The 24,049-nt window shown below is 37.5% G+C and carries 29 protein-coding genes, 1 tRNA gene and 1 pseudogene; 7 read left to right on the plus strand and 24 right to left on the minus strand.

Going from position 1 to position 24,049, the window contains the following annotated elements; translation table 11 throughout:
• Nucleotides 1-170 precede the first annotated feature (170 nt).
• Nucleotides 171-455 (minus strand): helix-turn-helix transcriptional regulator, encoded by a 285-nt coding sequence (locus FC32_RS04615; RefSeq protein WP_025087822.1) that lies wholly within the window; start codon nt 453-455, stop codon nt 171-173.
• 276 nt (nt 456-731) lie between these two features.
• On the opposite strand from FC32_RS04615, the gene FC32_RS04625 reads away from it, so the two are divergent.
• Nucleotides 732-1,121, plus strand: a complete 390-nt coding sequence (locus tag FC32_RS04625; RefSeq protein ID WP_025087820.1) for a hypothetical protein — start codon at nt 732-734, stop codon at nt 1,119-1,121.
• Between the two features lie 126 nt (nt 1,122-1,247).
• Here FC32_RS04625 and FC32_RS04630 read toward each other — a convergent pair whose 3' ends face one another.
• Nucleotides 1,248-1,910 carry a hypothetical protein gene (locus FC32_RS04630; protein ID WP_025087819.1) on the minus strand — a complete coding sequence of 221 codons (663 nt, stop codon included), beginning with the start codon at nt 1,908-1,910 and terminating at the stop codon, nt 1,248-1,250.
• Nucleotides 1,911-1,987: 77 nt separating this feature from the next.
• Nucleotides 1,988-2,185 (minus strand): helix-turn-helix transcriptional regulator, encoded by a 198-nt coding sequence (locus tag FC32_RS04635; RefSeq protein ID WP_025087818.1) that lies wholly within the window; start codon nt 2,183-2,185, stop codon nt 1,988-1,990.
• Nucleotides 2,186-2,359: 174 nt separating this feature from the next.
• Here FC32_RS04635 and FC32_RS04640 point away from each other — a divergent pair, with 174 nt between their 5' ends.
• From FC32_RS04640 to FC32_RS04655, 4 genes are all read left to right on the plus strand, one after another.
• Entirely contained in the window at nt 2,360-2,776 is a 417-nt protein-coding gene (locus tag FC32_RS04640; protein ID WP_025087817.1) for a helix-turn-helix domain-containing protein, read from the plus strand.
• A gap of 13 nt (nt 2,777-2,789) precedes the next feature.
• Nucleotides 2,790-3,269: an ImmA/IrrE family metallo-endopeptidase gene (locus FC32_RS04645; RefSeq protein WP_025087816.1), complete on the plus strand. Its 480-nt coding sequence runs from the start codon at nt 2,790-2,792 to the stop codon at nt 3,267-3,269.
• Nucleotides 3,270-3,416: 147 nt separating this feature from the next.
• Entirely contained in the window at nt 3,417-4,097 is a 681-nt protein-coding gene (locus FC32_RS04650) for a DUF3862 domain-containing protein (RefSeq protein WP_025087815.1), read from the plus strand.
• A 137-nt stretch (nt 4,098-4,234) separates the two neighbouring features.
• Nucleotides 4,235-5,371 carry a site-specific integrase gene (locus FC32_RS04655; protein WP_025087814.1) on the plus strand — a complete coding sequence of 379 codons (1,137 nt, stop codon included), beginning with the start codon at nt 4,235-4,237 and terminating at the stop codon, nt 5,369-5,371.
• Nucleotides 5,372-5,539: 168 nt separating this feature from the next.
• On the opposite strand, the gene FC32_RS04660 is transcribed toward FC32_RS04655, so the two are convergent.
• Nucleotides 5,540-5,989: a GatB/YqeY domain-containing protein gene (locus FC32_RS04660; RefSeq protein ID WP_025087813.1), complete on the minus strand. Its 450-nt coding sequence runs from the start codon at nt 5,987-5,989 to the stop codon at nt 5,540-5,542.
• Between the two features lie 21 nt (nt 5,990-6,010).
• Complete coding sequence (gene rpsU / locus FC32_RS04665; protein WP_003694124.1) at nt 6,011-6,196, minus strand: 30S ribosomal protein S21; 186 nt, start codon at nt 6,194-6,196, stop codon at nt 6,011-6,013.
• A gap of 294 nt (nt 6,197-6,490) precedes the next feature.
• Here rpsU and FC32_RS04670 point away from each other — a divergent pair, with 294 nt between their 5' ends.
• Nucleotides 6,491-7,315: a pyruvate, water dikinase regulatory protein gene (locus FC32_RS04670; RefSeq protein ID WP_420828114.1), complete on the plus strand. Its 825-nt coding sequence runs from the start codon at nt 6,491-6,493 to the stop codon at nt 7,313-7,315.
• A gap of 61 nt (nt 7,316-7,376) precedes the next feature.
• Here FC32_RS04670 and FC32_RS04675 read toward each other — a convergent pair whose 3' ends face one another.
• The 9 genes from FC32_RS04675 to FC32_RS04715 form a co-directional block, all read right to left on the minus strand.
• Nucleotides 7,377-8,279, minus strand: a complete 903-nt coding sequence (locus tag FC32_RS04675; protein ID WP_025087811.1) for a deoxyribonuclease IV — start codon at nt 8,277-8,279, stop codon at nt 7,377-7,379.
• A gap of 15 nt (nt 8,280-8,294) precedes the next feature.
• Nucleotides 8,295-9,245 (minus strand): glycosyltransferase family 2 protein, encoded by a 951-nt coding sequence (locus tag FC32_RS04680; RefSeq protein ID WP_025087810.1) that lies wholly within the window; start codon nt 9,243-9,245, stop codon nt 8,295-8,297.
• Entirely contained in the window at nt 9,242-10,027 is a 786-nt protein-coding gene (locus FC32_RS04685) for a glycosyltransferase family 32 protein (protein WP_056957297.1), read from the minus strand. Before FC32_RS04685 ends, FC32_RS04680 begins: the two co-directional genes overlap by 4 nt.
• Nucleotides 10,024-11,049, minus strand: coding sequence for a sugar transferase (locus FC32_RS04690; RefSeq protein ID WP_025087808.1), 1,026 nt, complete (start codon nt 11,047-11,049; stop codon nt 10,024-10,026). Before FC32_RS04690 ends, FC32_RS04685 begins: the two co-directional genes overlap by 4 nt.
• 18 nt (nt 11,050-11,067) lie before the next feature.
• A complete protein-coding gene (locus FC32_RS04695) occupies nt 11,068-11,940 on the minus strand; it encodes a YitT family protein (RefSeq protein WP_056957298.1) in 873 nt (290 codons plus the stop codon).
• A gap of 225 nt (nt 11,941-12,165) precedes the next feature.
• The gene (gene aspS, locus FC32_RS04700) at nt 12,166-13,932 is read right to left on the minus strand and encodes an aspartate--tRNA ligase (protein ID WP_056957299.1); all 1,767 of its coding nucleotides are present in this window, start codon (nt 13,930-13,932) and stop codon (nt 12,166-12,168) included.
• Between the two features lie 25 nt (nt 13,933-13,957).
• Nucleotides 13,958-15,235, minus strand: a complete 1,278-nt coding sequence (gene hisS / locus FC32_RS04705) for a histidine--tRNA ligase (protein WP_025087807.1) — start codon at nt 15,233-15,235, stop codon at nt 13,958-13,960.
• 294 nt (nt 15,236-15,529) lie between these two features.
• Nucleotides 15,530-15,727, minus strand: a complete 198-nt coding sequence (locus FC32_RS04710) for a hypothetical protein (protein ID WP_025087806.1) — start codon at nt 15,725-15,727, stop codon at nt 15,530-15,532.
• Nucleotides 15,724-16,221: a thiol peroxidase gene (locus tag FC32_RS04715; protein ID WP_025087805.1), complete on the minus strand. Its 498-nt coding sequence runs from the start codon at nt 16,219-16,221 to the stop codon at nt 15,724-15,726. Before FC32_RS04715 ends, FC32_RS04710 begins: the two co-directional genes overlap by 4 nt.
• A gap of 334 nt (nt 16,222-16,555) precedes the next feature.
• Here FC32_RS04715 and FC32_RS04720 point away from each other — a divergent pair, with 334 nt between their 5' ends.
• On the plus strand, nt 16,556-17,422 hold the full coding sequence (locus FC32_RS04720) for a DUF5067 domain-containing protein (protein ID WP_025087804.1): 867 nt from the start codon (nt 16,556-16,558) through the stop codon (nt 17,420-17,422).
• Nucleotides 17,423-17,704: 282 nt separating this feature from the next.
• On the opposite strand, the gene FC32_RS04725 is transcribed toward FC32_RS04720, so the two are convergent.
• The 10 genes and pseudogenes from FC32_RS04725 to FC32_RS04770 form a co-directional block, all read right to left on the minus strand.
• Nucleotides 17,705-17,792, minus strand: a tRNA-Ser gene (locus tag FC32_RS04725).
• Nucleotides 17,793-17,851: 59 nt separating this feature from the next.
• Nucleotides 17,852-18,298 (minus strand): hypothetical protein, encoded by a 447-nt coding sequence (locus tag FC32_RS04730; protein ID WP_025087803.1) that lies wholly within the window; start codon nt 18,296-18,298, stop codon nt 17,852-17,854.
• A 120-nt stretch (nt 18,299-18,418) separates the two neighbouring features.
• Nucleotides 18,419-19,717 (minus strand): pyrimidine-nucleoside phosphorylase, encoded by a 1,299-nt coding sequence (locus FC32_RS04735; RefSeq protein ID WP_025087802.1) that lies wholly within the window; start codon nt 19,715-19,717, stop codon nt 18,419-18,421.
• Complete coding sequence (gene deoD, locus FC32_RS04740; protein ID WP_025087801.1) at nt 19,717-20,448, minus strand: purine-nucleoside phosphorylase; 732 nt, start codon at nt 20,446-20,448, stop codon at nt 19,717-19,719. The genes FC32_RS04735 and deoD overlap by 1 nt, the downstream gene beginning before the upstream one ends.
• Nucleotides 20,445-21,503 (minus strand): annotated as a pseudogene (locus FC32_RS04745) (phosphopentomutase); the annotation flags it as partial. The pseudogene FC32_RS04745 and the gene deoD, both read right to left, overlap by 4 nt.
• On the minus strand, nt 21,502-21,942 hold the full coding sequence (locus tag FC32_RS04750) for a LysM peptidoglycan-binding domain-containing protein (RefSeq protein WP_025087799.1): 441 nt from the start codon (nt 21,940-21,942) through the stop codon (nt 21,502-21,504). The gene FC32_RS04750 and the pseudogene FC32_RS04745, both read right to left, overlap by 2 nt.
• An 11-nt stretch (nt 21,943-21,953) precedes the next feature.
• Nucleotides 21,954-22,304: a hypothetical protein gene (locus FC32_RS04755; RefSeq protein WP_025087798.1), complete on the minus strand. Its 351-nt coding sequence runs from the start codon at nt 22,302-22,304 to the stop codon at nt 21,954-21,956.
• Nucleotides 22,264-22,470, minus strand: a complete 207-nt coding sequence (locus FC32_RS04760) for a hypothetical protein (protein ID WP_025087797.1) — start codon at nt 22,468-22,470, stop codon at nt 22,264-22,266. Before FC32_RS04760 ends, FC32_RS04755 begins: the two co-directional genes overlap by 41 nt.
• Nucleotides 22,470-23,429 carry a N4-gp56 family major capsid protein gene (locus tag FC32_RS04765; RefSeq protein WP_025087796.1) on the minus strand — a complete coding sequence of 320 codons (960 nt, stop codon included), beginning with the start codon at nt 23,427-23,429 and terminating at the stop codon, nt 22,470-22,472. Before FC32_RS04765 ends, FC32_RS04760 begins: the two co-directional genes overlap by 1 nt.
• A gap of 12 nt (nt 23,430-23,441) precedes the next feature.
• Nucleotides 23,442-24,041: a DUF4355 domain-containing protein gene (locus FC32_RS04770; protein ID WP_025087795.1), complete on the minus strand. Its 600-nt coding sequence runs from the start codon at nt 24,039-24,041 to the stop codon at nt 23,442-23,444.
• Nucleotides 24,042-24,049 lie beyond the last annotated feature (8 nt).

Below are 24,049 nucleotides of genomic sequence, written 5' to 3' on the forward strand. Positions count from 1 at the left end.
ATCCCGCTATACACGATTACCGGCAAGCTCAAGAAGAGCATCGCTATCGTGATTGCCGCTGACCATGAACCAATCGCAACACCGAGCATCACCAGCAAGATCAGTGCTCCTTTATTTTCTTTCAATTACCATTACCTCCACTTTTTTATTTGACAATTACCGGCAAGCAATTATTGATTTAAATATTCGTCTAATTCATTAGTTAGAAAATACGTTGATGTTCCGTCAATGTGTTCTAGCATTTTGAACTCTGGTTTGTTCTTTCTCCACCGATCAATAGTGCTTCTGCTTCTGTTCATATACGCTGCTGTCTGTCCGATATCCAAACGCCTGCTACGTTTCTCTCTCATCGTCATCATTGGTTGTTGTACGTTCTGACCTGCTCTTAATTCTTCTGCAACGTATCTCGCCAATGTACGCATAGCATTGTCTGAAACTGAAAATGTCACCTCCATTGCCTTATCCCCCTTCCACTTTGTAACAGTAACTACAATCATCAATAGTCACTGTTGCTTGATCTAAACCTAGTCGTAAGCTGTATCGCTTGCATAAGATCTTAGCTACGTTTACATGCTTCTGTGCAAATTCTGAAACGGCTCTGTGTGCTTCGGCTTCGCTCGGGTATGATCCAAGGCGAATCATCTTGGTATCATCTGAAGTCGTCTCAATTACTTTGTACATCATCATCATCTCGCTTTCTGTTATAATGTGTTAAAAAAGGAATTTTCATAATGAAATTAGATTCAACTATATCTCTTGCATTACTCGTTACTGTATGTTCCATAATCGCTCCAGTACTGACTTCGCTTATAAATAATCACTATATGCTGAAGAATAAAAAGATAGATTATGAACGGGAAGTATTAAATGAACAGCTTTTACATAAACGGCAATTATTTGAGTCTTTCTTAAAATGCATCGGTAACGCACATAGATACAATGACTCTAAAGAAGAATTGTTAGGAGCTTACTATGCTCTATTACCATACATTCCTCATGCAGAGCGCCATTTTTTTAAAGATATAACGTTCTCTACCATCAGCAATAAAACTGTCCCTACATTGTCAGAAATGGAACACATGCTTAGCGTAATAAGTAAAGAGCTAACATATAAACCGTGAACAAAGTAGCTATCCCGACTGCATAAAACTTATACATTTTGAAACTCCCATTGATTTTGGACATGATCCAAATGCATACAATGCAGGTTGTCCATACTACTATTACTGGAGCGCTGTATTTCATTGTTAACCTCCATTAATTTCTGCTTGCATGCTCAATAACTTTTGAACATACGCTTTGGCTTCATCTGTCGTTGCTCGATACCGATATACAGAACTTTCTTCAAACTCGCCTCTCTCGTTGATTTCCAGTGCTAGCTTCCTAAAGCTCCGATCTGCAACAAAATAGATTGTCGGCTTTTTCTTCCACTGTCTAAGCAAGCCATCATCTACAAGCTGCTGAGCGCCCGCTGTAAGCTTTGTATCCGAGACTTCTTTCATCTGCTCCAGCTCTATTACTTTCTTCTTCCAACGTCTTACAGTAGCCTTGGTAACAAATAATTCGCCTTGTTCAGCTCTCTTGATATGCTCCTTAATCCTTGGAAGATTAGGAACGCTCATTTCTAAGCCACTACCATTTCGAGTTAAACCATTCGCTTTGTTATAAGCCTGCTCTTCTAACTTTTCTACCCTTTCTCTTTGCTCTTCGATTTCTTGGCGTTTATCACGTATCTTATCCAAGAACCAGTTTTCTTTTTTGAACCAGCTTGCACCATTGCGTTTGTCATTCATTGGTTGTCCGTTTGTGATACGATAATGATTTTCCAACCTTTCATCTAACTCTGCATACTCTCGTTCTAAACGCTCAAGCTTTCCTCTTGATTGCCTTAATCTGTAACTTTCTTCCATGTTGCCCCCTTATTACACTAAGTATTTTTACAATTAAACTTTATCAAATTCATCTAATCTCTCTATTTATATAAAGTTTAATTGTATTTTTTCTCAAAAAAAATTTCATTTATTGGTACTTCAAAAAAATCTGCAATTTTTTTAGCATTATCTAAACTTGGTTTAGTACCACGTTCCCAAGCGGACACTGAATTTCTTGTAACGTTCAATTGTTTCGCTAATTCCTCTTGATTTAAACCTTTTCGAATTCGCAAAACTCTTAATTCAGTTACCATTTGATCTCCTCCCTCCTGTTTACATTTTATATTATATATACTCTACTTTATAATGTAAAGCGAAATTGTAAAAAATACCATATTTTTTTATAAAATAACAATTATTCTTTATAAAATTACAAGTTCAGTTTACAATTAAATCAAAATACAATATATAAAAAAGGAGTATTAGCCATGACTGGACAGCGTATTAGAGATCTTAGAAAAGAAAAGCGTATATCTCAAACTGAACTTGCCAATGTGGTACACGTTTCCCAGCAAACAGTTACAGCATGGGAAAACGATAAGGCAGAGCCGTCTAGCAGTGCAATTTCTAAATTAGCAGATTTTTTTGGTGTCACAACTGATTATTTACTTGGTAAAACATCAACACCACAATTTACAGCTAAACACGAAAATGATATACAAGAAACTCTAAAAAACATGATTGAAGGACTAACTAATGATACTAGCCTTGCTTATTTAAAAAATGGTAGTGAAGAAATAGATGAAGAAAGTGCTGCACTTCTTAAATCATCGCTAGAATCTACGCTTCGTCAAGCACAGATTTTAGCGCAACAAAAATTCACACCAAAAAAATATCGTAAGTAGGTGATGTTAATTTATGACAAGAGAAGATATTCGAAATTCAATAAGTGATCTTGTTCGTAAATTTGATACTACTGATCCAAATGAAATTTGTGACAATTTAGGGATCGCTCGTTTAAATAATGATCTTGGTTCCGAGATCATGGGTTATCGTTTGCAATATAAACGTATTAGTATAATCGTTCTTAATACACGTAATACTGAACAGGAAAACTATGTAACATGCTGTCATGAGCTTGGACATCACGTCTGCGGTCACTCAACAAATACAGAATTTCTAAAGCATTCTAATCTTGTTTACGTCAGGCAAGGTGTCGAATATGAAGCAAATGTTTTTATGGTAGAATTACTAACTTATGATGCTAACGCAGCGTGCTTCTCAAGTGAAGAACAGTTATTAAAGAGTCGCAACGTTCCGAAATGGGCCGAACGATATGTGGACTGGAATTACATTAAAAATAATGCTGATCTAAGTTCGTTCGACTCTATTTATTAAGTTAAATTTGTAAGCCCTATCGTTTTGCGTTAGGTATTTTTTTGGGGATTTTAATTTAGGTTATTAATATTTTTATAGAATAAACAATATTTTTGTCCAAACACTGATGACGTTAAAAGCTGAAATAAAAAAAGGAGTTATAGTTATATGGCAAAGAAAATCAAGGACGATAAAGGCAACGTGTATATTCAAAAGAAGCCATTCTATAAACGTGTATGGTTTTGGATTTTAGCTATTATTGTTGTATTTGTTGTCGGTGGAGCTCTTGGGGGTGGTAGTAAGAATGATTCAAAATCAAATAATTCTACTTCTACATCATCGAGTAGCAAAGATAAAGTTATCTCAAAAGATACTGAACTAAGAAATAAGTTCGATGCTATTAAAGTTGGGGATCTTATGAATTCTGGAAACGGTGGATCAACATTTGATGAAGTTAAAGCATCGCTAGGATCTCCAAATTCAACATCAACAACCGATTTGCAAGGCGTTTCTGTAAAAACTGATACTTGGTCAAAAAACGGTGTAACGATTTTAATTCAATTTGAAAACGATAAAGTAGTATCAAAAGATATTACAGGTTTCAAATTTAAAAAGCGTGATGAAAAACTTACCTTAGCTGAGTTTAATCAAATTCAAAATGGAGTTTCATATGATGAAATGGTATCAAAATTTGGTGAACCTGATAGCTTAAATGAAATGGTCATCAGTGGTGAAACAACTCTTACTGCTATTTGGTTAACTGGTATTAAAGGTGGTTTAGGAGCAAATGTTACACTCCAATTCACAAATGGACAATTAACGTCTAAAATGCAGTCTGAATTAGAATAAGTTATCTCCCGTCCTAGTGACGGGTTTTATAAGACACAAAAAAAGAACATACATTCCCATCAAAGGAGGTGGTGCCCTACCCTTTGCAAAAATGACAATTACCGGCAAGCAGTCATAACGTAAAGGAGAAGATAAAAATGGCATCAATTAGCAAATACAAAACAAAGAAAGGCGACTTCTACCGCATTCAGCTCTACGTTGGTAAAGACGCAAATGGAAAACGTATCACGAAAACAGTCAGAGGCTTTAAGACAAAACGTGAAGCAAAAATGGCAGCTGATAAACTTTCAGCAGAGATTGCAAGTGGCAATTTTTTGGAAAAGACTGATCTAACGTTCTCAGACGTGTATGAGCATTGGTTGGATACTTATAAGCTAACTGTCCGTGAACACACCTTGTTATGTGTGGAAAGTCTTTTTAGGACGCATATCTTACCTATTTTAGGTAATACGCCTATTCAAAAAATCACAGCTCGCCAATGTCAACTAATGGTCAATTCTTTAGCACAAAGTAATTTGACAGCTATAAAGAATTATACGATCCAAGCTTCTAGGATTTTTGAATTTGCTATCTCAATGGACTACATCAACAAAAATCCATTTAATAAAGTGATCATTCCAAAGGTGAAGAAAGCTTCAAAACCACCAAAATTCTATACTCGTGATGAGTTAGAACTTTTTATGGTTACCGCACAAAAACAATGTCCGCCACAGTTTTATACACTGTTTCGTTTGCTAGCTTTTAGCGGAATACGCATTGGTGAAGCATCTGCCTTAACCTGGAATGATATTGATTTTGATTCAGCAGCTATCACTATAAACAAAACGGTGACTCATTTAAAAAATGGAAAAACTACTGTATCTGATCCCAAAACTAAATCAAGTAATAGAACTGTATACATTGATAAAAAAACTCTTGTTATCTTACAACAATGGCAAAATATGCAACGAATAGAACTTCTTAAACAAGGTGTCAATGCAAACAGTCCACAGCAACTAGTTTTTACTAACATGACCAATTCATTCATTGTAAGAGCTACTTCTGATCGTTGGATCAAAAAAATCAGCAAGGAAAGTGGTGTACATCCAATTTCACCACATGGTTTCAGACACACCTATGCTACTTTGGCTATTCAAAGTGGTATGAACCCTAAAGAACTTCAAGCTCAATTAGGACATAGCAATATCCAAACAACGCTACAGATTTATACAGCGATCACAAATGAGCAACGAATAACCACACCAGACAAATTCGTTAGTTTTGTAAATTTCTGACTGATTCGTGACTGACTTTTTCGATAAATCATGATTAATACTAATTAATCACATGTACAGATCAAGAGCACTAAAACAACTAATGATTAGTTTTTAGTGCTCTTGATTTAATCTATTAGTATTTTACACAAAAAAAGCCGAGATCAATTAAATCCCGACTTTCCATGCTTATTTATTAAGCAATGACATTACAGTAGAGTTAACTAACTTACCGTCAGCCTTCCCCTTTAATTTAGGCATTACTGCTCCCATTACTTTACCGAAGTCAGCTTTTGATGTTGCTCCAACTTGTTCGATCGTTTCTTCAACAACAGTCTTCACTTCATCAGCACTGAGTTGTTTTTTTGGCATGTAACCTTCCACAACTTTGATTTCTTCTTCGAGCTTTTGAACAGCTTCATCACGCCCAGCAGCTTTGAATTCTTCTAAAGAATCCTTGCGTTGCTTCAACTCACGAGACAACACGCTGACTTCTTCATCAGGAGTCAAATCGTGTCCAACGTTGATTTGTTCATTTGTAACTGCTGCTTTAAGCATTCTGACAGTAGCTAAACGCGCCTTGTCTTTTGCTTTCATAGCAGATACCATATCTTTTTGTAATGAATCTAATAAACTCATCACATTAGCCTCCTCTAGAAACTAGAAACGACGCTTGTTTTTGCGCTTTCTTGCTGCTTCGGATTTTTTCTTACGTTTTACACTTGGCTTCTCGTAGAATTCACGTTTCCGATATTCTTGCAAAGTACCTGTTTTTGAAACGGAACGTTTGAAGCGACGAAGAGCGTCATCAAGAGATTCGTTTTTACGAACGACTGTCTTTGACATGGTTGTTTCCCTCCCCCCGAGCTTAAATGTAACCGTCTTAATTGTACAAACACAAACCTCAACAGTTCCTTTCTATTATAAACTAAATTAAAAGTTACAGTCAACACAACTTTATAAACTTTTATATAATTAATTTCTCATAGATCAAATCTGCTTATTGGAAGCCTTTTTTGCTAAAAATAATTCTACTTAGACGTTTTAAGGAGCTTATCCATTTTCCTTGGAATCGCTTTACGGTTAAGCTATAATTTTTGTATAAGCAAATTGTTAATAAGCTAACATTTTACAAGGAAGGTGTCTTCTATGACTAAAAAGATAAATGTGTTTGCAATCTCTGATTCTTTAGGTGAAACAAGCTATGCGATCGCACAAGCTGCCGCAGTCCAATTTCCTAATACAGAATTTAAGATCCACCGTTATCCTTTAATTAAAACTACTTCACTTTTAAGTGGAATCATGAATAAAGCTAAACGGGAAAATGCGATCATTGTGCATACATTTGTTGATCCTGAACTTTCAGAGTTTATAAATTCATTTTGTGCCGATAACGATTTAACTGTGATCGATGCTTTAAGTGATGTCATTCAAAAATTTTCACAAGAAGCTAATGAAAAGCCGTTACAAAAGGCCGGAATCAATCACAACACCGACAAGGAATACTTTAACCGGATCGAAGCCTTGGAATTTGCTGTTACTTATGATGATGGCAAAGATCCAGCTGGTTTTCTTAAAGCTGATCTAGTTTTACTTGGGATCTCTCGAACTTCCAAGACCCCACTTTCATTATTCTTAGCTAATCGCGGTTACAAAGTAGCTAACTTACCCCTTGTGCCGAAAGCACAGATTCCTGATGAAATTTATCAAGTTGATCCAAATAAGATCTTTGGGCTCACAAACGATCCGGGAATTTTAAATGAAATTCGGCGCGAGCGTATGATCGCATACGGTTTGAACCCAGATACTAATTATTCCAACATCGATAATATCGAGGACGAATTGAACTTTGCCAATGAACTTTATAAAAAACTCGGTTGCCCAGTGATCAACGTAGCGCATAAATCAATCGAAGAAACTGCAACCTTGATTACGGAAAGTTTAGAAAGTCACGATCAAAAATAAACATTGAACGCTAAAAAATCCTATTTAGAAATTTAAAATTCTAAATAGGATTTTTTAATACTTACTTTACGCCCTTATTTTGATAGATCTTATCTAACAAGTCGGCATCAAATTTACGTTCACGTAACATTTGTAGTTCATAACCATACGGTGCATAACGATCATTTTTATCCGGTCCCACATAAGGAGTTTCTAAAATTTTTGGTAACTCTGCTAATTCTGGCATGTGGGCGATTTGATCTAAACTTGCAAAACCGATCGTCCCAAAGCCTAAATTAGCGTGGCGATCTTTATGACTTCTTTGAGGATTTAATGAATCATTTAGATGAATAACTTTTAATCGGTCTAAACCGATAACTTTATCAAATTCGGTCAAGACACCGGAAAAATCATCTTTAATATCATAGCCTGCATCATTAGTATGACACGTATCTAAAGTAACCGAAAGTTTTTCATTATAGGTCACTTGATCAATGATCTGTGCTAATTCCTCAAAACTTCGTCCAACTTCAGTTCCTTTACCTGCCATCGTTTCTAGGGCGATCTGAATTTTTTGATCAGGAGCGATCACTTCATTTAGGCCCTTAGCAATACTTGCAATCCCTGCCTTGGCCCCCGCTCCAACATGTGCACCAGGATGAAGGGTCATTTGCGTTGCTCCCAAGGCTTCTGCACGCTTGATCTCAGCTCTTAAGAATTCAACTGCAAAGCCAAAATTTTCTGGCTTTTTAGTATTTCCTAAATTAACGATATAAGGCGCATGCACCACAATATTTGTTTGCCCATGTTCTTTCATAAAGGCTTGGCCAGCTTCAATATTCATCTCTGAAATATCTTTTCGCCGGGTATTTTGAGGAGCACCAGTATAGATCATAAAGGTCGTCGCATCGTAACTAGCAGCTTCTTTAGCGGCACCTAGAAGCATTTCTTTGCCTTTCATGCCCACATGTGATCCAATCAACATAAATTTCACCTCTGTTTAAATATATAGTAGTTTGTAAAACCATTTATTCATAGTTTTTAAATATAGATTTACCTTGCCAGGTTCTTTTAAATACGGATTTTGCTTAAAATCAGGGAACCACGATGTTTTTTGGAGCCAAATTTGATCAAGTAATTCACGCTTCAATTGCTTATCTTTTAACTTGAGCACCTTACGGACCAACACATTGCCCAAAAGATTACGGACAAAGCGGTATTCAAGTTCGGAATAATATTTTTCAAAAATTCCCTTACTTTGATAAAAATTAATGATATCTTGATAGATCCACAAGATCTCGGCAATACGTGTCGTTTCACTATAAGAAATCGAGTTTTGACGTTGAACGTAGTGGACCTCACAATGTTTATCAACTGCAACTTCAGTGATATCTTGCAAATAGGTGATCAGTTTAAAGAAAAAATCTTGATCTTCATAAAGTTTGCCCACTGGAAACAAGACCTTTGTTTTTAACAACCACTCCCGCAGATAAAACTTATTCCAAGCAACGACCCGCCCTCTTACCATGTAATCCTTGAGCGAGTGATACTCTGGTGCTAAATCTTCCCGCGTTTCTTTTTGATAATCCCAAAAAAAGTTGCATTCAACGATCTTTTTAGTACCATTTTCACTTAAAGCATACATATTTTTCAATGTGTCAGGTTCAACATAGTCATCAGAATCAAGAAACATCAGGTATTCACCAGTTGCGTAACGCATCCCATAATTTCTAGCATCAGATAAACCACCATTGGGCTTAGTATAACTAGTAACTCGGTCAGGATACTTTGTTGCATAGCGTTGACAGATCTCAGGAGAACTATCAGTACTACCATCATTTACTAAAATGATCTCATAGTCAGTAAACGTTTGCGCTAAAAGACTAGTGAGACATTTGTCTAAATAATTCTCAACGTTATAAACAGGAACGATAACACTTATTTTTTTCATTTTTCTTGCCCCCGTCCGACTATTTTTTGGGCGCGACGTTCAAGTGCCCAGTATGCCCGGTAAAAGAAATTGATCCGCATCCCAAGTTTTTTACCAAACCGACGATTTATCTGACGCATCTTTTCAATGTGTTGGAGATTTGTTTTACTTTGCCAAAGTGCACTATAGTGGTGGATACTGATCGTTTCTGGTTTTAGCTCGATCTCACCCGTCAAAAAGTCCATCGGGGCAAAATATGGTGTCGGGTAGATCGAAACTGGCCCGATCTGCTGAAATTTGTTTTCGCGTTTAAAACCTTTTTTCTCCAAAAGTTTGGTCGTATAAACAGGAATTGCGACCATATTTAATGATCCATCTTCTTTGACAAAGGAAATGTCATCATACATATCACGCAATTGTTTCATCAAGGGATGATGCTTTTTGGCGCCAAAACCTAAGCCTGGAGCTACCTCTGCCCCATTTTCATTTTCTTCGATTGCAAAGAAGATCTCATCATTTAAAATACCATCTAAGGTTTGGACCAATTCAACATCAGTATCTAAGTAGATCCCACCATACTCATAAACGACATCAAAGCCGAGATAATCAGAGACAAAACTCCACTTACCAGCTTCAGCAGCCTGTTTAGCATACTGATTCTTATTGATATCATAATTAGTCTCATTCCATTCAATGATTTCATAATCTGGACACAACTTTTTCCAGCCGTTAATGTAGTTTTGATATTCTTTTGGAAGTTCTTTTCCACCAAACCAACAATAATGAATTATTTTGGGAATCATTTTTCTACCTCGATCAGTTGACTTATTTTAGCGACTGCCGTCTTCAAATATGTGCCGGTCCGCATTTTTTGGGCAATATTTTGTGCATTAGTACACATTTCTTGATATTCTTGTGGAGTCAAAGTGCTTAAAATTCCATCTAGTTCAGCTAAACTATCAACACAAAGCCCCACGTTATTTTCACTGACAAAATCCGCCAAAGCTGCTTTTTTCCAAATGATTACAGGTAAGCCTGAACTCAAATATAATGAAGTTTTATGGGGATCATTATATTTTAAATATTCCCCAAAACTACCATCACATTCGGTAATACTTGTTCCATCCCAGATCAGACCAAAATTTTGGACCAATTTTGTTGGCAATTCTTCTGGGGTAAACGAGCCTTGGTAAGTAATATTTTCAGGATAAGTTGCTGCTTGGTTAGGACCATACAATGCCAGCGGGTGTTTTAAAGTTAATTTCTGCAAAAAGTCAGCCTTTTGTAGGTTACCCGCATAACAAATACTCCCTTCGTACAGACGATTTTTTTGCAACGGTACTGGATTATGGTAATCAAAGATCTCCAACTGGACCATGGTTTTTTTTACACCATTTTCGCTTAACCAAGCTGCCATTTTTGTGTTGTGGACGATCAAACCATCACTTTGATTCAAAAAGTCGATCTCTTGTTTGGTATAAGAAACATCTCCACGGTAAGCACGTAAAGACTCAATATCGTGGATCAAATAAACGATTTTAGCCTTAGTGTGCTTTTTTAGATTAGAAATGATCGCTTGATCGGTACTGCTATCAAATGTTGGATATTGAAAAACGACCAATTCTGGGTTTATCTGCTTTAACTTTTGGGGAATATCCCACAAGCGTTGTTTAACACTCAAAAGTTTAGCCTTTCGCGCGCCAGAAAAATAAAAATTGACCTTGTCAAAATTTTCTTGCGCCAAAAAATCTTCGGCATCGACTTTAGCTTTAGGACCAGCTTCATTTTGTCCCTTATTATACATGGAAATCACATAATTTTTCATTAATAAGCCATTCCTCTCTCAAGGTTTTGGTTCATAAAAATGTCCCATAATATGAACATTTTCTGCAATACTTACAAAGGCATGCGGATCAGATTCTGCCATCGCTTGCCGTAATTCTGGTTGTTCATAACGTGAAATAACTGTAAATAAAATCGTCTTAGTATCGTGTTTATAAGCACCTTCTGCCCCGTGAACGATCGTGATCCCACGACGAATGTGGTTTTGAATGCAGTCGATCACACTCTTTGGTTTTGTAGTCACGATCATCACCTGCATTTTTTGTTGGCGTGTATAAACCATGTCCATCACACGAGCATTAACAAAGATCCCTAAAGCAGAATAAAAGGCATAAGGCCAACCATAAACAGCTCCAGCGGCCAATACGATAAAAGCATTGAAGATAATGTTGATCGTCCCCACACTTTTCCCGGTATGCTTTCTAATGGTCAATCCTAAAATATCCAAACCACCAGTTGAGATTCCATTTTTTAACGCTAATCCAGTACCAAAGCCGTTGATCGCCGCCCCAAAAAGTGCACAAATGATAGGGTCATGCGTTAACGTTATCGGTTGTAGCGATTTGATCATAAGCGACGAACAAAATACCGCTAAAACGGTAAAGAAAGTAAAGCGATGACCAATTTGAAACCACGCTAAAACAAAAAGCGGTACATTTAAAACAAAGATCAATAGCGCCGTTGACAATTGTACTGGTAAATTAGCTGTCAACGTCGCGATCAGTTGGGCCAAACCGGTGATCCCGGAAGAATAAATATGACCAGGCTCCCAAAAAAAGTTCATCGCAATCGACACTAAGACCCCATAAATAAAAGCAGTCGAGGCTTTTGCGATATATACGTGTCTTTTCCAAATTTTTTGAATTTCGTCCATGTTACTGTATCCTTTCTCAATCCACAAAATTCATTTAGATTATACAAGGAACAGACTGGAATTTTATTTAAAATTTTTAAAGACTTAAATAAAAAAATCAACTCGGCTGTTTTATCTTGCAAACCATTCTCTAAATAATAATACCGCAAATCTATCTGAGAACAAACTAATTTCATACAAAAAGCACACTTAGCCAAAAAACTAAGTGTGCTATCTTATAATAAATTAATCCTTATCTTCTGGCGCTTCTGTTTTCAAGTAAAGTTCATCTAATTGTTTAGGTGCAACTGGACTTGGAGCATGCGTCAATGGTTCAGAAGCTTTGGAGTTCTTTGGAAAGGCGATCACTTCACGAATGTTATCTTTTTTAGCTAAAAGCATTGCAAAACGATCTAACCCTAGAGCAAGTCCGCCGTGTGGTGGGAAACCAAAGTCAAGCGCATCCATGAACCAACCAAATTGAGCTTGAGCACTTTCCTTTGTGAAGCCTAATGCTTTAAACATCGCTTCTTGAACACGACGTTGGTGGATACGGATCGAGCCACCACCTAATTCATAGCCGTTTAAGACGATATCATAGCTTTGTGCATGACATTTATGTGGATCAGTTGCTAGTAAATCTAAATCTTCTTCGTTAGGCATTGTAAATGGATGGTGCGCTGCAATATAGCGTTCAAATTCTTCACTATATTCAAACAATGGCCAATCAACGACCCAAACAAATTCAAATTTATCTTGGTCGATAAGATCCATTTCTTTAGCAATAGCGACCCGCAAATAACCTAAAGCATCCGCAACCACTTTTTTATTATCCGCTACAAATAAGATAAGGTCACCTGGCTTAGCTTCAGCAGCAGCTAAAATTTGTTCTTCATTTTCCTTAAAGAACTTAGCAATTGGGCCAGTTAAGCCTTCATCCGTCACTTTGAGCCAAGCTAAACCTTTAGCACCAAAGCGCTTGATGTATTCTTGCTTTTCATCAATATGCTTACGGGAGTATTTGTCAGCCCCACCAGGAACCGTAATTGCTTTTACTTGGCCACCATTTTCAAGCGTACTATCAAAGACTTTGAAGCCAGCACCTGAAACAGCTTGCGCCATGTCTTTTAATTCCATACCAAAGCGCATATCTGGTTTATCAGAACCAAAACGATTCATTGCTTCATCCCAAGTGATCCGTGGAATTGGCGTTTTTAATTCGATGCCTAAAGTATCTTTCATGACTTCTTTTAAGAGACCTTCTGTCATTGTTTGGATCTCTTCCGCTGTCATAAAGGACATTTCCATATCGATCTGCGTAAATTCAGGTTGACGATCACCGCGAAGATCTTCATCACGGAAGCAACGAGCGATTTGGTAGTAACGGTCTACCCCTGCACCCATCAACAATTGTTTAAACAATTGTGGTGATTGTGGTAAAGCATAAAAATGTCCTGGATAAACACGTGATGGCACTAAATAGTCACGCGCACCTTCTGGAGTTGAGCGTGTTAAATATGGTGTTTCAATGTCTAAGAAGTTATTTTCATCCAAATAACGGTGAACTGCTTGGGTGATGCGGTTTCTAATCTTTAGTGCCTTTAACATTTCTGGACGACGAAGATCAAGGTAACGATATTGTAACCGTAAATCGTCAGAGGCATTAATGTTATCAGAAATATCAAACGGTGTTGTCTTAGCTTCGTTTAAAACCGTCACTTTAGAAACTTCAACTTCGATTTTACCGGTTTTCATATTAGGGTTGGCGTTAGCACGTTCAACCACTTTACCTTCAACTTCAAGCACATATTCACTACGAATATTTTCTGCTGTTTTTAGAGCTTCTTCGCTAAATTCTTGACTAAAAACTAATTGAACGATCCCTTCGCGGTCACGAAGATCGACAAAAATCAAGTTTCCTAAGTCACGTCGTTTTTGAACCCAACCTTTTAAAACAACTTCTTTACCTAAATATTTTTCATCAACTAAACCTGCGTATGTTGTACGTTTCATTTTTAATACCTTCTTTCCCTGTTAACTAGGCTAAAAGAGCTGCGAAATCACGGTAGATATCTGCAAGTGAGACACTGATTTCTTCCCCAGTTTCCATATTTTTTAGATTAGCTTTTTGGTCAGCTAATTCAGTTTCACCAAGAGTCAAGGTGTACTTAGCATTCAAGCGACTCGCGGTCTTAAATTGACCTTTTGGTTTGCGATCAAGGTAATCTCGATCGGTGCTAAATCCTTGGTGACGCAAGCTTTGAACTAATTTTAAAGTTTCAGCATTAACACTTTGACCAATTCCAACTACATAGACATCTAATGGATCAGGGAGATCTAAACCACCATTTTCAGCATCTAACACAAGCAATAGGCGTTCGACCCCTAAACCAAAACCAATCCCTGGTGTTTCTGGGCCACCTAATTGTTCAACTAAGCCGTTATAGCGACCACCAGCACAAACCGTTGTCCATTTGCCCCCAAATGCTTTAGAATCACTCATAATTTCAAAAATCGTATGATTATAGTAATCTAAACCACGAACCATGTTAGGATCAACTTCATATTTTATCCCTAGATCATCTAATAAAGCTTTGACTTGTTCGAAGTGTTCAACTGCACTAGGAGTCAAATAATCTAAGATTGATGGGGCATTAGCCACGATTTCTTGATCATTTTTGTCCTTACTGTCAAGCACACGTAAAGGATTTTTATGTAGCCGTTCTTTAGAATCATCTGATAATTGTGCTTCGAATGGTTCGAGATAGTCGATCAAAGCTTGCCGGTAATTTTCACGTGACTCTTTATCACCTAAAGTATTTAAAGCTAATTTAAGACTCGTTAGGCCAAAGTTTTCTAACAAATTAATTGCCATTGCGATAACTTCAACATCTAACGTTGGATTATCGACCCCAAAGGCTTCGACCCCGATTTGATGAAATTCACGTAACCGCCCAGATTGTGGTCTTTCATATCTAAACATTGGCCCAATGTAATACGTTTTAACAGGCTTTTGTAATTCTGGTCCGTATAATTTATTTTCCACAAAACTCCGCACGATCCCAGCTGTTCCTTCTGGGCGTAAAGTAATATGACGCTCACCTTTATCGTAGAAATCATACATTTCTTTAGTCACGATATCTGATGTTTCCCCTGAGGTCCGGGAAAATACTTCAAAACTTTCAAAAATTGGAGTACGCATTTCATGATAACGATATTTTTTAAATAATTCGCGCGCTTTTGCTTCTACATATTGCCATTTAGCGGATTCTTCGGGCAAAATATCCGCTGTTCCCTTGGGACGTTGATATTTCATGATCTTCCTCCTAAAATTCCGGTTAAATAAAAAAGGCCCTTGTTGAAATAACTTCAACAAGGGCGCAAAATAGCACGGTACCACCTTTATTTCTTACTCAGGATAACGCACCTATTTGCGGCATACTTTCATATGCACCTCAAGAGATGTCCTTCATTTGACTGTAGCAGACGGATTTACAGCTACCTCCGCTCTCTGAACTACTACCCTAGTCAAACTACTCTTCTCTATCGACCGGTCTAATATTATATAATCTCAGAATAATATTAACTATCCGCAAAGTCAAGCGTTTGTTTAACTTTTCTGTGCAAATAGCCCAATTCCAAGAAATATAATGATCAACCACCATAATTTTACAAGTGACCCCAGCACTCCTAAAAAGATCACTGCTAAAATCAAGAAAGCAATCACTTGGCCACAGCCTTTAAAGACCCAAAAAGCTAACTTAAAAAAGATCCATAGACCGATCAAACTAATTATCAAACTGATCATTTTGTCAACTCAGTAAGGAATGCTAAAGCTTTTTGATAATCTGGTTCGTTTTTTTGTTCACTTAATAATTCTTGATACAAGACCTTACCGTCAACATCTACGATCCAAATACTGCGGGCATCAATGTTTTTATCAGCAACATAAAGCCCCATCTTCTTACCGAAATCAGCGTCAGCATCAGATAAAAGTTCTAATTTAGCAACTCCTTCAGCTGCACACCAATCTTTTTGTTGGTCTAAGGTATTAGTTGAGATCGTATAGAAATTGATCTGAGCAAATTTATCAACTTCTTGGTTAAAATGTTTAGTCGAAATACTACAAATTCGGGTATTGATATCTGGAACAACACTGATCAAAGTCGGCTTAGTCAAAAGTTCACTTTGTGTTTTTGCTTGCCCAGCAGAATTTTTTACAGTAAAATCAGGCAATTTTTGGCCGACAGATACTGGTGTCCCGTTTGTCTGCGCAGCTTCACCATGAAAAAAGATTTCCATTATAATTACCTCCAATTGATTCTAAGATTAATTATATTTAATCATATTATGTAAATAAGTCAAAATAGTGTGCTCAGTAAAAGTTTTATCATATTAAGTAATAACTATGTAAAACAGCTAAATAGAACTTAAATCATTTGGATATTCTTTAAATTTAATCTACCCTAAATTTTCTTTGACAAACACGTATTTTCTTTCCTATGATTAGACCGCCGTTACAATAAAAGTAAAAATTAACTAAAATCAAATGATAGTAATCTTTACTACCTATAGCAATACTAATAATACGTGTTAATTATATTAAAAGCTGAAATAAAAAGGAGAGATCTTAACTATGAAAAAAGTTAGTATTTTATTTGTATGTATTGTGTGTTCAATTTTAGCTGGTTGTTCAAGTACAGATAAAGTTGATAAAAATTCTGTTTCTTCTAGTGATAAGACAGTTTCAACTTCCACACAATCTCAAAAAGGATTTAACGGTAAAACATTAAAAAACGAAGACGGCTCTTTAACTATCACTAAAGTTGAAACTACAAAAACAACTAATCCTTCAATCGAAGGTGAAGTCAAAGCTGTTTTGATTATCGGAAAATTTACTAATAACTCAAGTGAAACGCAATCTCCTAAAGATTTTTGGTCACAATACATCAAAGTATACACCGTTAACAAAAATTCTGATTCCGAATTAATACTTAGTGGTTTACAAATTGATACTCCATATGATGATTTGTATGAAGCAGCATCCGACAAAGTTCATCCTGGAAAAACAATTAAATTTATGATCGGTTATCAAACTAACAAATTAAGTACAAAGTACAAATTTGTTCCAACAACAAAATCCTCAGATGAATTAAAACCCACATTAACACTTAACGCAAAAAATATTGATGTTTCTAGCCTAAACAATGGTAGTGAATCTAAGAGTACAGCTAGCAGTGAGTCTACTAGCACCTCAACCCCACAAGAGAACTCAACCGAAATTGACAGCACTTCAAGTAGTTCTAGCACAACACAGACAAGTAATTCATATGCTGACCTACCACCATTTGATGGCACTCTTTCAGATTTCATTAATAAATACGGCGTAACTCCCGCTGTTTATAAGGTTCAAAAATTTGGAATGTCTCCTGAAGAGGCTTTAAAGTCCACTCCTGATGAATTAGAAACTTCTGGTGAAATCCAAACAGAAGCTGGCTATTAAATCTTGTCCTGTCATCTGAGCATTTCTACACCTTAAATGATAAATATCCTAACAGTCTTGAAGTTGAATAAACTAATTAACATAAAACTTTTATATCTATAAATTATAAGATAATTTATTGTAAACTGATTTTACCTTCCAACTATCATATTGGAGGGTATTTTTTGGCAAAAAAATTAAGTTTCATTTGAATAGAAACAGCTTTTCATAAGCACAAAAAACCGCCCGAAAACAATCAGACGGTTAAACCACTTCGAGTACTTGATATAGCAAGCACATTTAAGGAGAGTACAGGATTTGAACCTGCGCGCCGGTATTAGCCGGTTCGCCGGATTTCGAGTCCGGTGCATTACCACTCTGCCAACTCTCCAGAACATTTAATATTATAGCAATTCATAATATTAAATGCAACAAATATTCAAAAAATTATTAAACTTGTTGTAACGTAGCTTGCCAGTATTGCCCAACGTAACCATCTTTGGAGAAGTTTTCCTCCAATTGGTCTAAAGAAACAGTCTCACTATCAGTAAAGTCAGTCGGTAATTGCGAAAATAAGTCCCTATATATGTAGTTTACATGATGCTTTGTTATTTTAATAAATTCTGAATGAAACAATAAGTTGACTTTATAATTTGGCTTAGATAGACCAGTGTTAGGAAAATGATATGTTACATTAAATCTAGTAAATTTTCCTTCATGATATCTTACTTCAGGTCGACCAACACAATTATCAATATCAATGCTAGCTTTCAAACATTTTGACTGCTTTTGTTTTAAATTAAAATACTGTGGATATCTGATGTGGAGCACATAGACATCTTGTCGTTGTTGATCTACATAAAAAACGTTGTCTAACGTTAACTCATATAGTTTCAACGAAAAAACCTCCTATAGTATTGATGTGATACCTATGTTAATATGAAATTTTCCACGATGCAAATCAAAAAATAGTGTTGTTAAGCCTTACAAATTTAACAACACTAGTTTTTAACTATCTTAATTAATTATTTCATGAATAAGTGGATGGGGCGATTTCTTTGCTCCAATTTCAATACTAGCTAAAATAATTTGTTCAACTTCAGTGATATCTAGCTGATCACTGTAGACAGTTACCAAACTTTCGCCAGTTTCTACTTTATCCCCTACTTTTTTATGCAATCTCAAGCCGACACCATAATTGATCTGATCTTCTTTATTTTGCCGACCACCACCCAGTAACATACTTGCGATTCCTAATTCATTTGCTTTGATTTGAGCAACATGACCACTACTTTTAGCTTTGATCTCAATTTGATACCTAGCTTGGGGCAATAAAGAGTAGTTATCTAAAACTCTTTTATCCCCACCTTGAGAAGTAATCATTTTCCCAAATTTCTCTAAGGCTTTTTGGCTAACGATCGTTTCGATCAACATTTCTCTAGCCTCTTCAAGCGTTGTTGCTTTTCTAGCCAAAACGACCATCTCACTACCCAAAGTCAACACTAAATCCGTAATATCGCGCAGACCGTTACCTTTTAAAATCTCAATCGACTCTTCTATCTCTAAGGAATTACCGATCGTATTTCCTAAAGGTTGATCCATATCAGAAATCACCGCCATACAACGTAAGCCCACATTTTGTCCGATCGCAACCATTGCTTGAGCTAACTCTTTTGCCTTTTTTGGTTCTTTCATAAATGCCCCTGAACCAGTCTTAACATCTAAGACAAGTGCATCCGTTCCCGAAGCAATTTTTTTACTCATGATCGAACCAGCGATCAAGGGGATCGAATCAACCGTAGCCGTCACATCACGTAAAGCATAAAGCTTTTTATCAGCCGGAGCAATATTACCCGTAGTACTAATAATTGCAACTCCAATTTCTTTGACCTGCTGAATAAACTGGTCTTCGCTAAGCTCAACTTTAAACCCTGGAATAGCCTCTAACTTATCTAAGATTCCACCAGTGTGTCCTAAACCACGACCAGAGATCATTGAGATCGGAATCCCTAAAGCTGCGATCATCGGTGCCAAGGGAATACTTGTCTTATCTCCCATACCACCAGTCGAATGCTTATCAACTTTGATCCCTGGAATCTCTGACAGATCTACACGATCGCCTGAATTTAACATTTCTAAGGTAAAGTTTGCCTGTTCTTGTTCAGTCATCCCGTTAAAATATGTCGCCATCAAAAAAGCACTCGCTTGATAATCGGGAATCTCCCCTTTAGTGTATCCTGTAATGAATTCATGAAGTTCTTTAGCCGACAGCTCTAAGCCATTACGCTTACGTTCAATAATATCTACCATCCGCATTATTCATCACTTCTTTTCTCTATTTGACTTTGAACGGCAGTCTCTAAGGCAACTTTTTCCATGTCATTAAAGGAACGTTCACGCTCTGTGGCCGCAGTCGAAGTTCCATCAATGATATGATTGCTGATCGTTAAAACTGCAAGTGCTTTGACATTATATTTAGCTGCCACTAAATATAATCCGGCGGCTTCCATTTCAGCACCTAACACGTTGTACTTGATCAATTTTTCACGTTCGATCTCATCGTTATAGAAGCGATCCTCTGAAATAATGTTACCGACTTTGACGTTTATACCTAAACTTTTCGCTATATGATATGCTTCATCAAGTAACGCAAAATCTGCCGTTGGCGCATAATAGATACCGCTCCCAAAAGCATTTTGAATAATCGCTGAATCAGTCGTAGCACTTTGAGCTAAGACAACATCCCTAACTTTTATCTCGGGCGCCATGCCTCCGCAAGTTCCTACACGAATCAAGACTTCATATCCATAGTAGTTGATCAATTCTTCGGCATAAATCAACGTTGTCGGAATACCCATCCCTGTTCCTTGAACTGAGATACGAACTCCTTTATAAGTTCCCGTATATCCCAAGGCATTTCGCACCGTATTATAGCAAACTGGATCGGTCAAAAATTCATTTGCAATATGCTTGGCACGCAAAGGGGCACCTGGTAACAAGACAATTTTGGCGATCTCACCTTTTTTAGCCGCTAAATGTTCGCTCATTTCTTTTCCTCCATTAAAGTATCCAAAAAACTCGTCCCGATCGTATCATTTGCTAATTCGAAATTTTCTAGGATTGTTGCCCCTAGATCCGCATAAGTTTTTCTGATGCCTAGTGAACTACCTTGCAAAAAGCTAGGTGAATACGCTAAAAGTGGCACATATTCACGCGTATGATCAGTGCCTTTAAATCCGGGATCATTGCCATGATCAGCAGTGATCATCAGCAGGTCATCTTCTTTTAATTTAGGCAACAACTCCCCTAAACGGCGATCAAATGCTTGGAGTGCTTCGCCATAGCCTTGTGGATCACGACGATGACCATACATCGCATCAAAATCAACTAAATTTATAAAACATAAGCCCGTAAAATCAGTCTGTGAAATATTGATCGTCTGAATCATGCCATCATCGTTACTTGTGGTATGGATCATTTGGGTCATACCTTTACCTGAAAAAATATCATTTGTCTTACCGATTCCAATCACTGCAAAGTTAGCCTGTTTTAACTTATCTAATACCGTATCTTGGGATGGGATCAAAGTATAGTCATGCCGATCAGCGGTCCGCTTAAAGCTATGACCATCTTTGCCAACGTATGGTCGCGCAATGATACGTCCGATATGATACTCATCGATCGTTATTTTGCGCACAAATTCACAAATGCGATAAAGTTCGGCTAAAGGGATCACAGCGGTATGAGCCGCAATTTGTAAAACAGAATCCCCCGAAGTATATACAATAAGAGCACCAGTTTTTAGCTGTTCTTCACCGTACTCAGCAATTACTTTTGTCCCTGAAATTGGACGATTAACGATCACTTTACGTCCACTAAACTCCTCGATCTTAGCGATCAAATCAGCAGGAAAGCCTTCTGGAAAAAAGCCTAACGGGGCTGTAACTGGTAATCCCATCATCTCCCAATGTCCGTCCATACTATCTTTACCGGCTGAAACTTCTTGCATCTTACCATAATATGCTTTGGGTATTTTTTGAACAGCGATCCCTGTTAACGGTACATCTTGGCGGATGTTACCTAGACCTAAAGCCTGTAAATTATGTGAACTTCAAAACTTTACCTGGTTTTAGCTTATTTTGGTCAAGATAATCAATGCTATTGCATCGTCGAATCCAAGCGTTAGTCACACCATATTTTTCAGCAATCAGCCAAATTTTATCATCTTTTTTAACGATGTACGGTTCTAGAGATTTTGGCGTTGGATACGGTGGTTGCCAACGCGCACGCTCCCACTCTTTAGTTGCTTTGTTCCAAAATTTCACAGGGCCTTGCACGTGTCCATAGAGATCTTTAGGCGAAAGCTCTTCTGGTGTTGGTTCTGGAATAGGTTCAGCTTGCGTTTCTTCTACAAACTCTTTTTGTTCGATTTGAGCCGTTTCTTCTGGCGGTGGGACAATTCTTTTATCTTCTGCAGAAGCAACTTTAGCATTATCTGTGTTAACTTCTGTCGTTTCGATTACTTTTTCTTCTTCACTCATTATTTTTCACCTCACAAAAAACGAATTGAACTAGTATTTGCTTTGAGCGCTCGCTTCAGTCGTAAATACTCAGTTAAATAATCATCACTACCACCACGATCAAAATATTTAACAGTCAAGACTGCAGCTGTTTGCTCTTGAATATTTGAATTTTCATTACTTGCTACATGACAAAAATGCGCCGTCAAATACGTCGCACTCATAACAATATTTTTTTCTGTAAAAACATCATCTTCAGCTTGGCTTAAAGCGTCTTCGATAAAACTATTTAAGATCGCCTCATCAAGCTTCCCGATGATCGTTTTGATATTTGGAAGCAACTCAAGCCGAGCTTTGATCGCCGTCTTCATCTCTTCGTTCATCGATATAGCCCCCTTCAAGCAACTCCTTCAATCTCAGCTTTGTAGTAGCTCCAGCATAGGGTTTATAGGGATACGTATCATCTTCCCAATAAATATGCTTTTCGCCATTCTCATCAACTGAGTTCAAGTTGCTGTCAGTAAAAGCTTTAGTTACCACGTAAGCCATTAGACCTCACCTGGCTTCTTTCCGGTCGTACCAGTTGTTTTCTTTTGCTTACCGATACGCTTATCTTCATCAACGTTTGTCACTTCGTTATTAACTTCTTTGTTTTCAGGTGCACCAGTCATACCAGCCTTACCTGTCACATCAGAGAATGTCACCTTAACTACCTTAGTTGGATCATACAAGTAAGGCGCGTAGAAAGATGTTGCGTAAATATCTGTACGTAAAAGTCCCGGCTTACGATCTGGTTCGATGTTGACACCACGCTTCATCATCAATTTGATAGCTGGTTTTTCACCGTTAGCAGTCTTGATAAGGAAAGCTTCGTTAGCATTTAACTTACGTGAACGAGTGAGTTGTACACTCAAAATGTCACCGTAAACGCCTTTAGATAAAGCTTCACTGCCTAATTGCGTACCACGCAACCAATCCTTGCCAGCTTGCAAACGTAATTTACCGGCAGCCTTTGGAGATACTAACAAGACGATACGATTATCATCTTCATCATTGTACATGTCTAATGCTTCTTGAATACCGTCAACGGTCGCTGCTACTGAAACAGCTTGTGTTGCGTCTTTCAAAGTTGCTAAGACGTCGTTGTCTACTTTGTTAGCCATAGCCTTAGCTAACTGAGATGATAGTTCGCCGTAAGGATCACCATATCCCGTGAGTAAGGCTTGATCTGTGATAGAACCGCCCTTTGCTATCCCTTTAATAGTTGCTGCCTTAGATCCGTAGGTTAGCTTGCTCGTTTCGATAGGTTCGCCTTCTTTCAGATCTTCAGCGTCCCCGATGTAGTTCCACGCAGGAAATTCGATCGTTGTACCTGGTCGACCTTCTAAAGTGTTATCCACTGATGCGAGTGGTGTAAACTTCATTTCTGCTGTCAATTTAGCTGGGATCATGTCAGCTAAAACTTGTGGGTCAAGCATATCTTGACTTTGTGTTACTTGATTTGCCATTGTCTATTCCTCCTAAAAAGATTTTTGAACCAGCTCTTGATATAGATCTGGCTGATTTTTCTTGAGTTCTAAACGTTCCGGATAGGCCATCTTCTTAAAATCATCTAAGGTGACAGCTTTTTCACCGCTTCCGGATTGTTTAGGCGCGCTGTTGCTGAAGTCTTGCCGGCGGATCTCCCGGGCTTTTTCTTCGACTAATTCAGTGAACTTGTCGATACGTTCAGCTGTTTTCTCAGCTGAATCAGCCACGACCAGGTCTAAAACATCTTCATCGACTGAGATCCCTTTTTCTTTCAAGATCCCCATCGCTGTTTTCTCCATGTTTTGGCGCTGGATCGTAGCTCGAAGTTGTTCTAACTCTTCGTCACGTTTCTGATCTTCATATTTCCGGCGTTGAGTTGCATTCATCTCTTCGAGTTTCTTTGCTTCGTCTTGTTCGGCCTTAACTTTTGACTTAGCTTCTTCAAAGAGCTTTGAACGCAATTTTTCTTCACTGCGCTTAACACGATCTGCAACGATACGATCAACTTCATCTTGAGTAAATGTCTTTTCTTGTTGTTCAGACGCATGCTCTTGTGACATTTCTTGTACGTTTTGTTCTTCTTGATCCAAAGTGGATC

This window comes from Ligilactobacillus apodemi DSM 16634 = JCM 16172, assembly GCF_001434405.1.
In the GTDB taxonomy this organism is placed as follows: Bacteria; Bacillota; Bacilli; order Lactobacillales; family Lactobacillaceae; genus Ligilactobacillus; species Ligilactobacillus apodemi.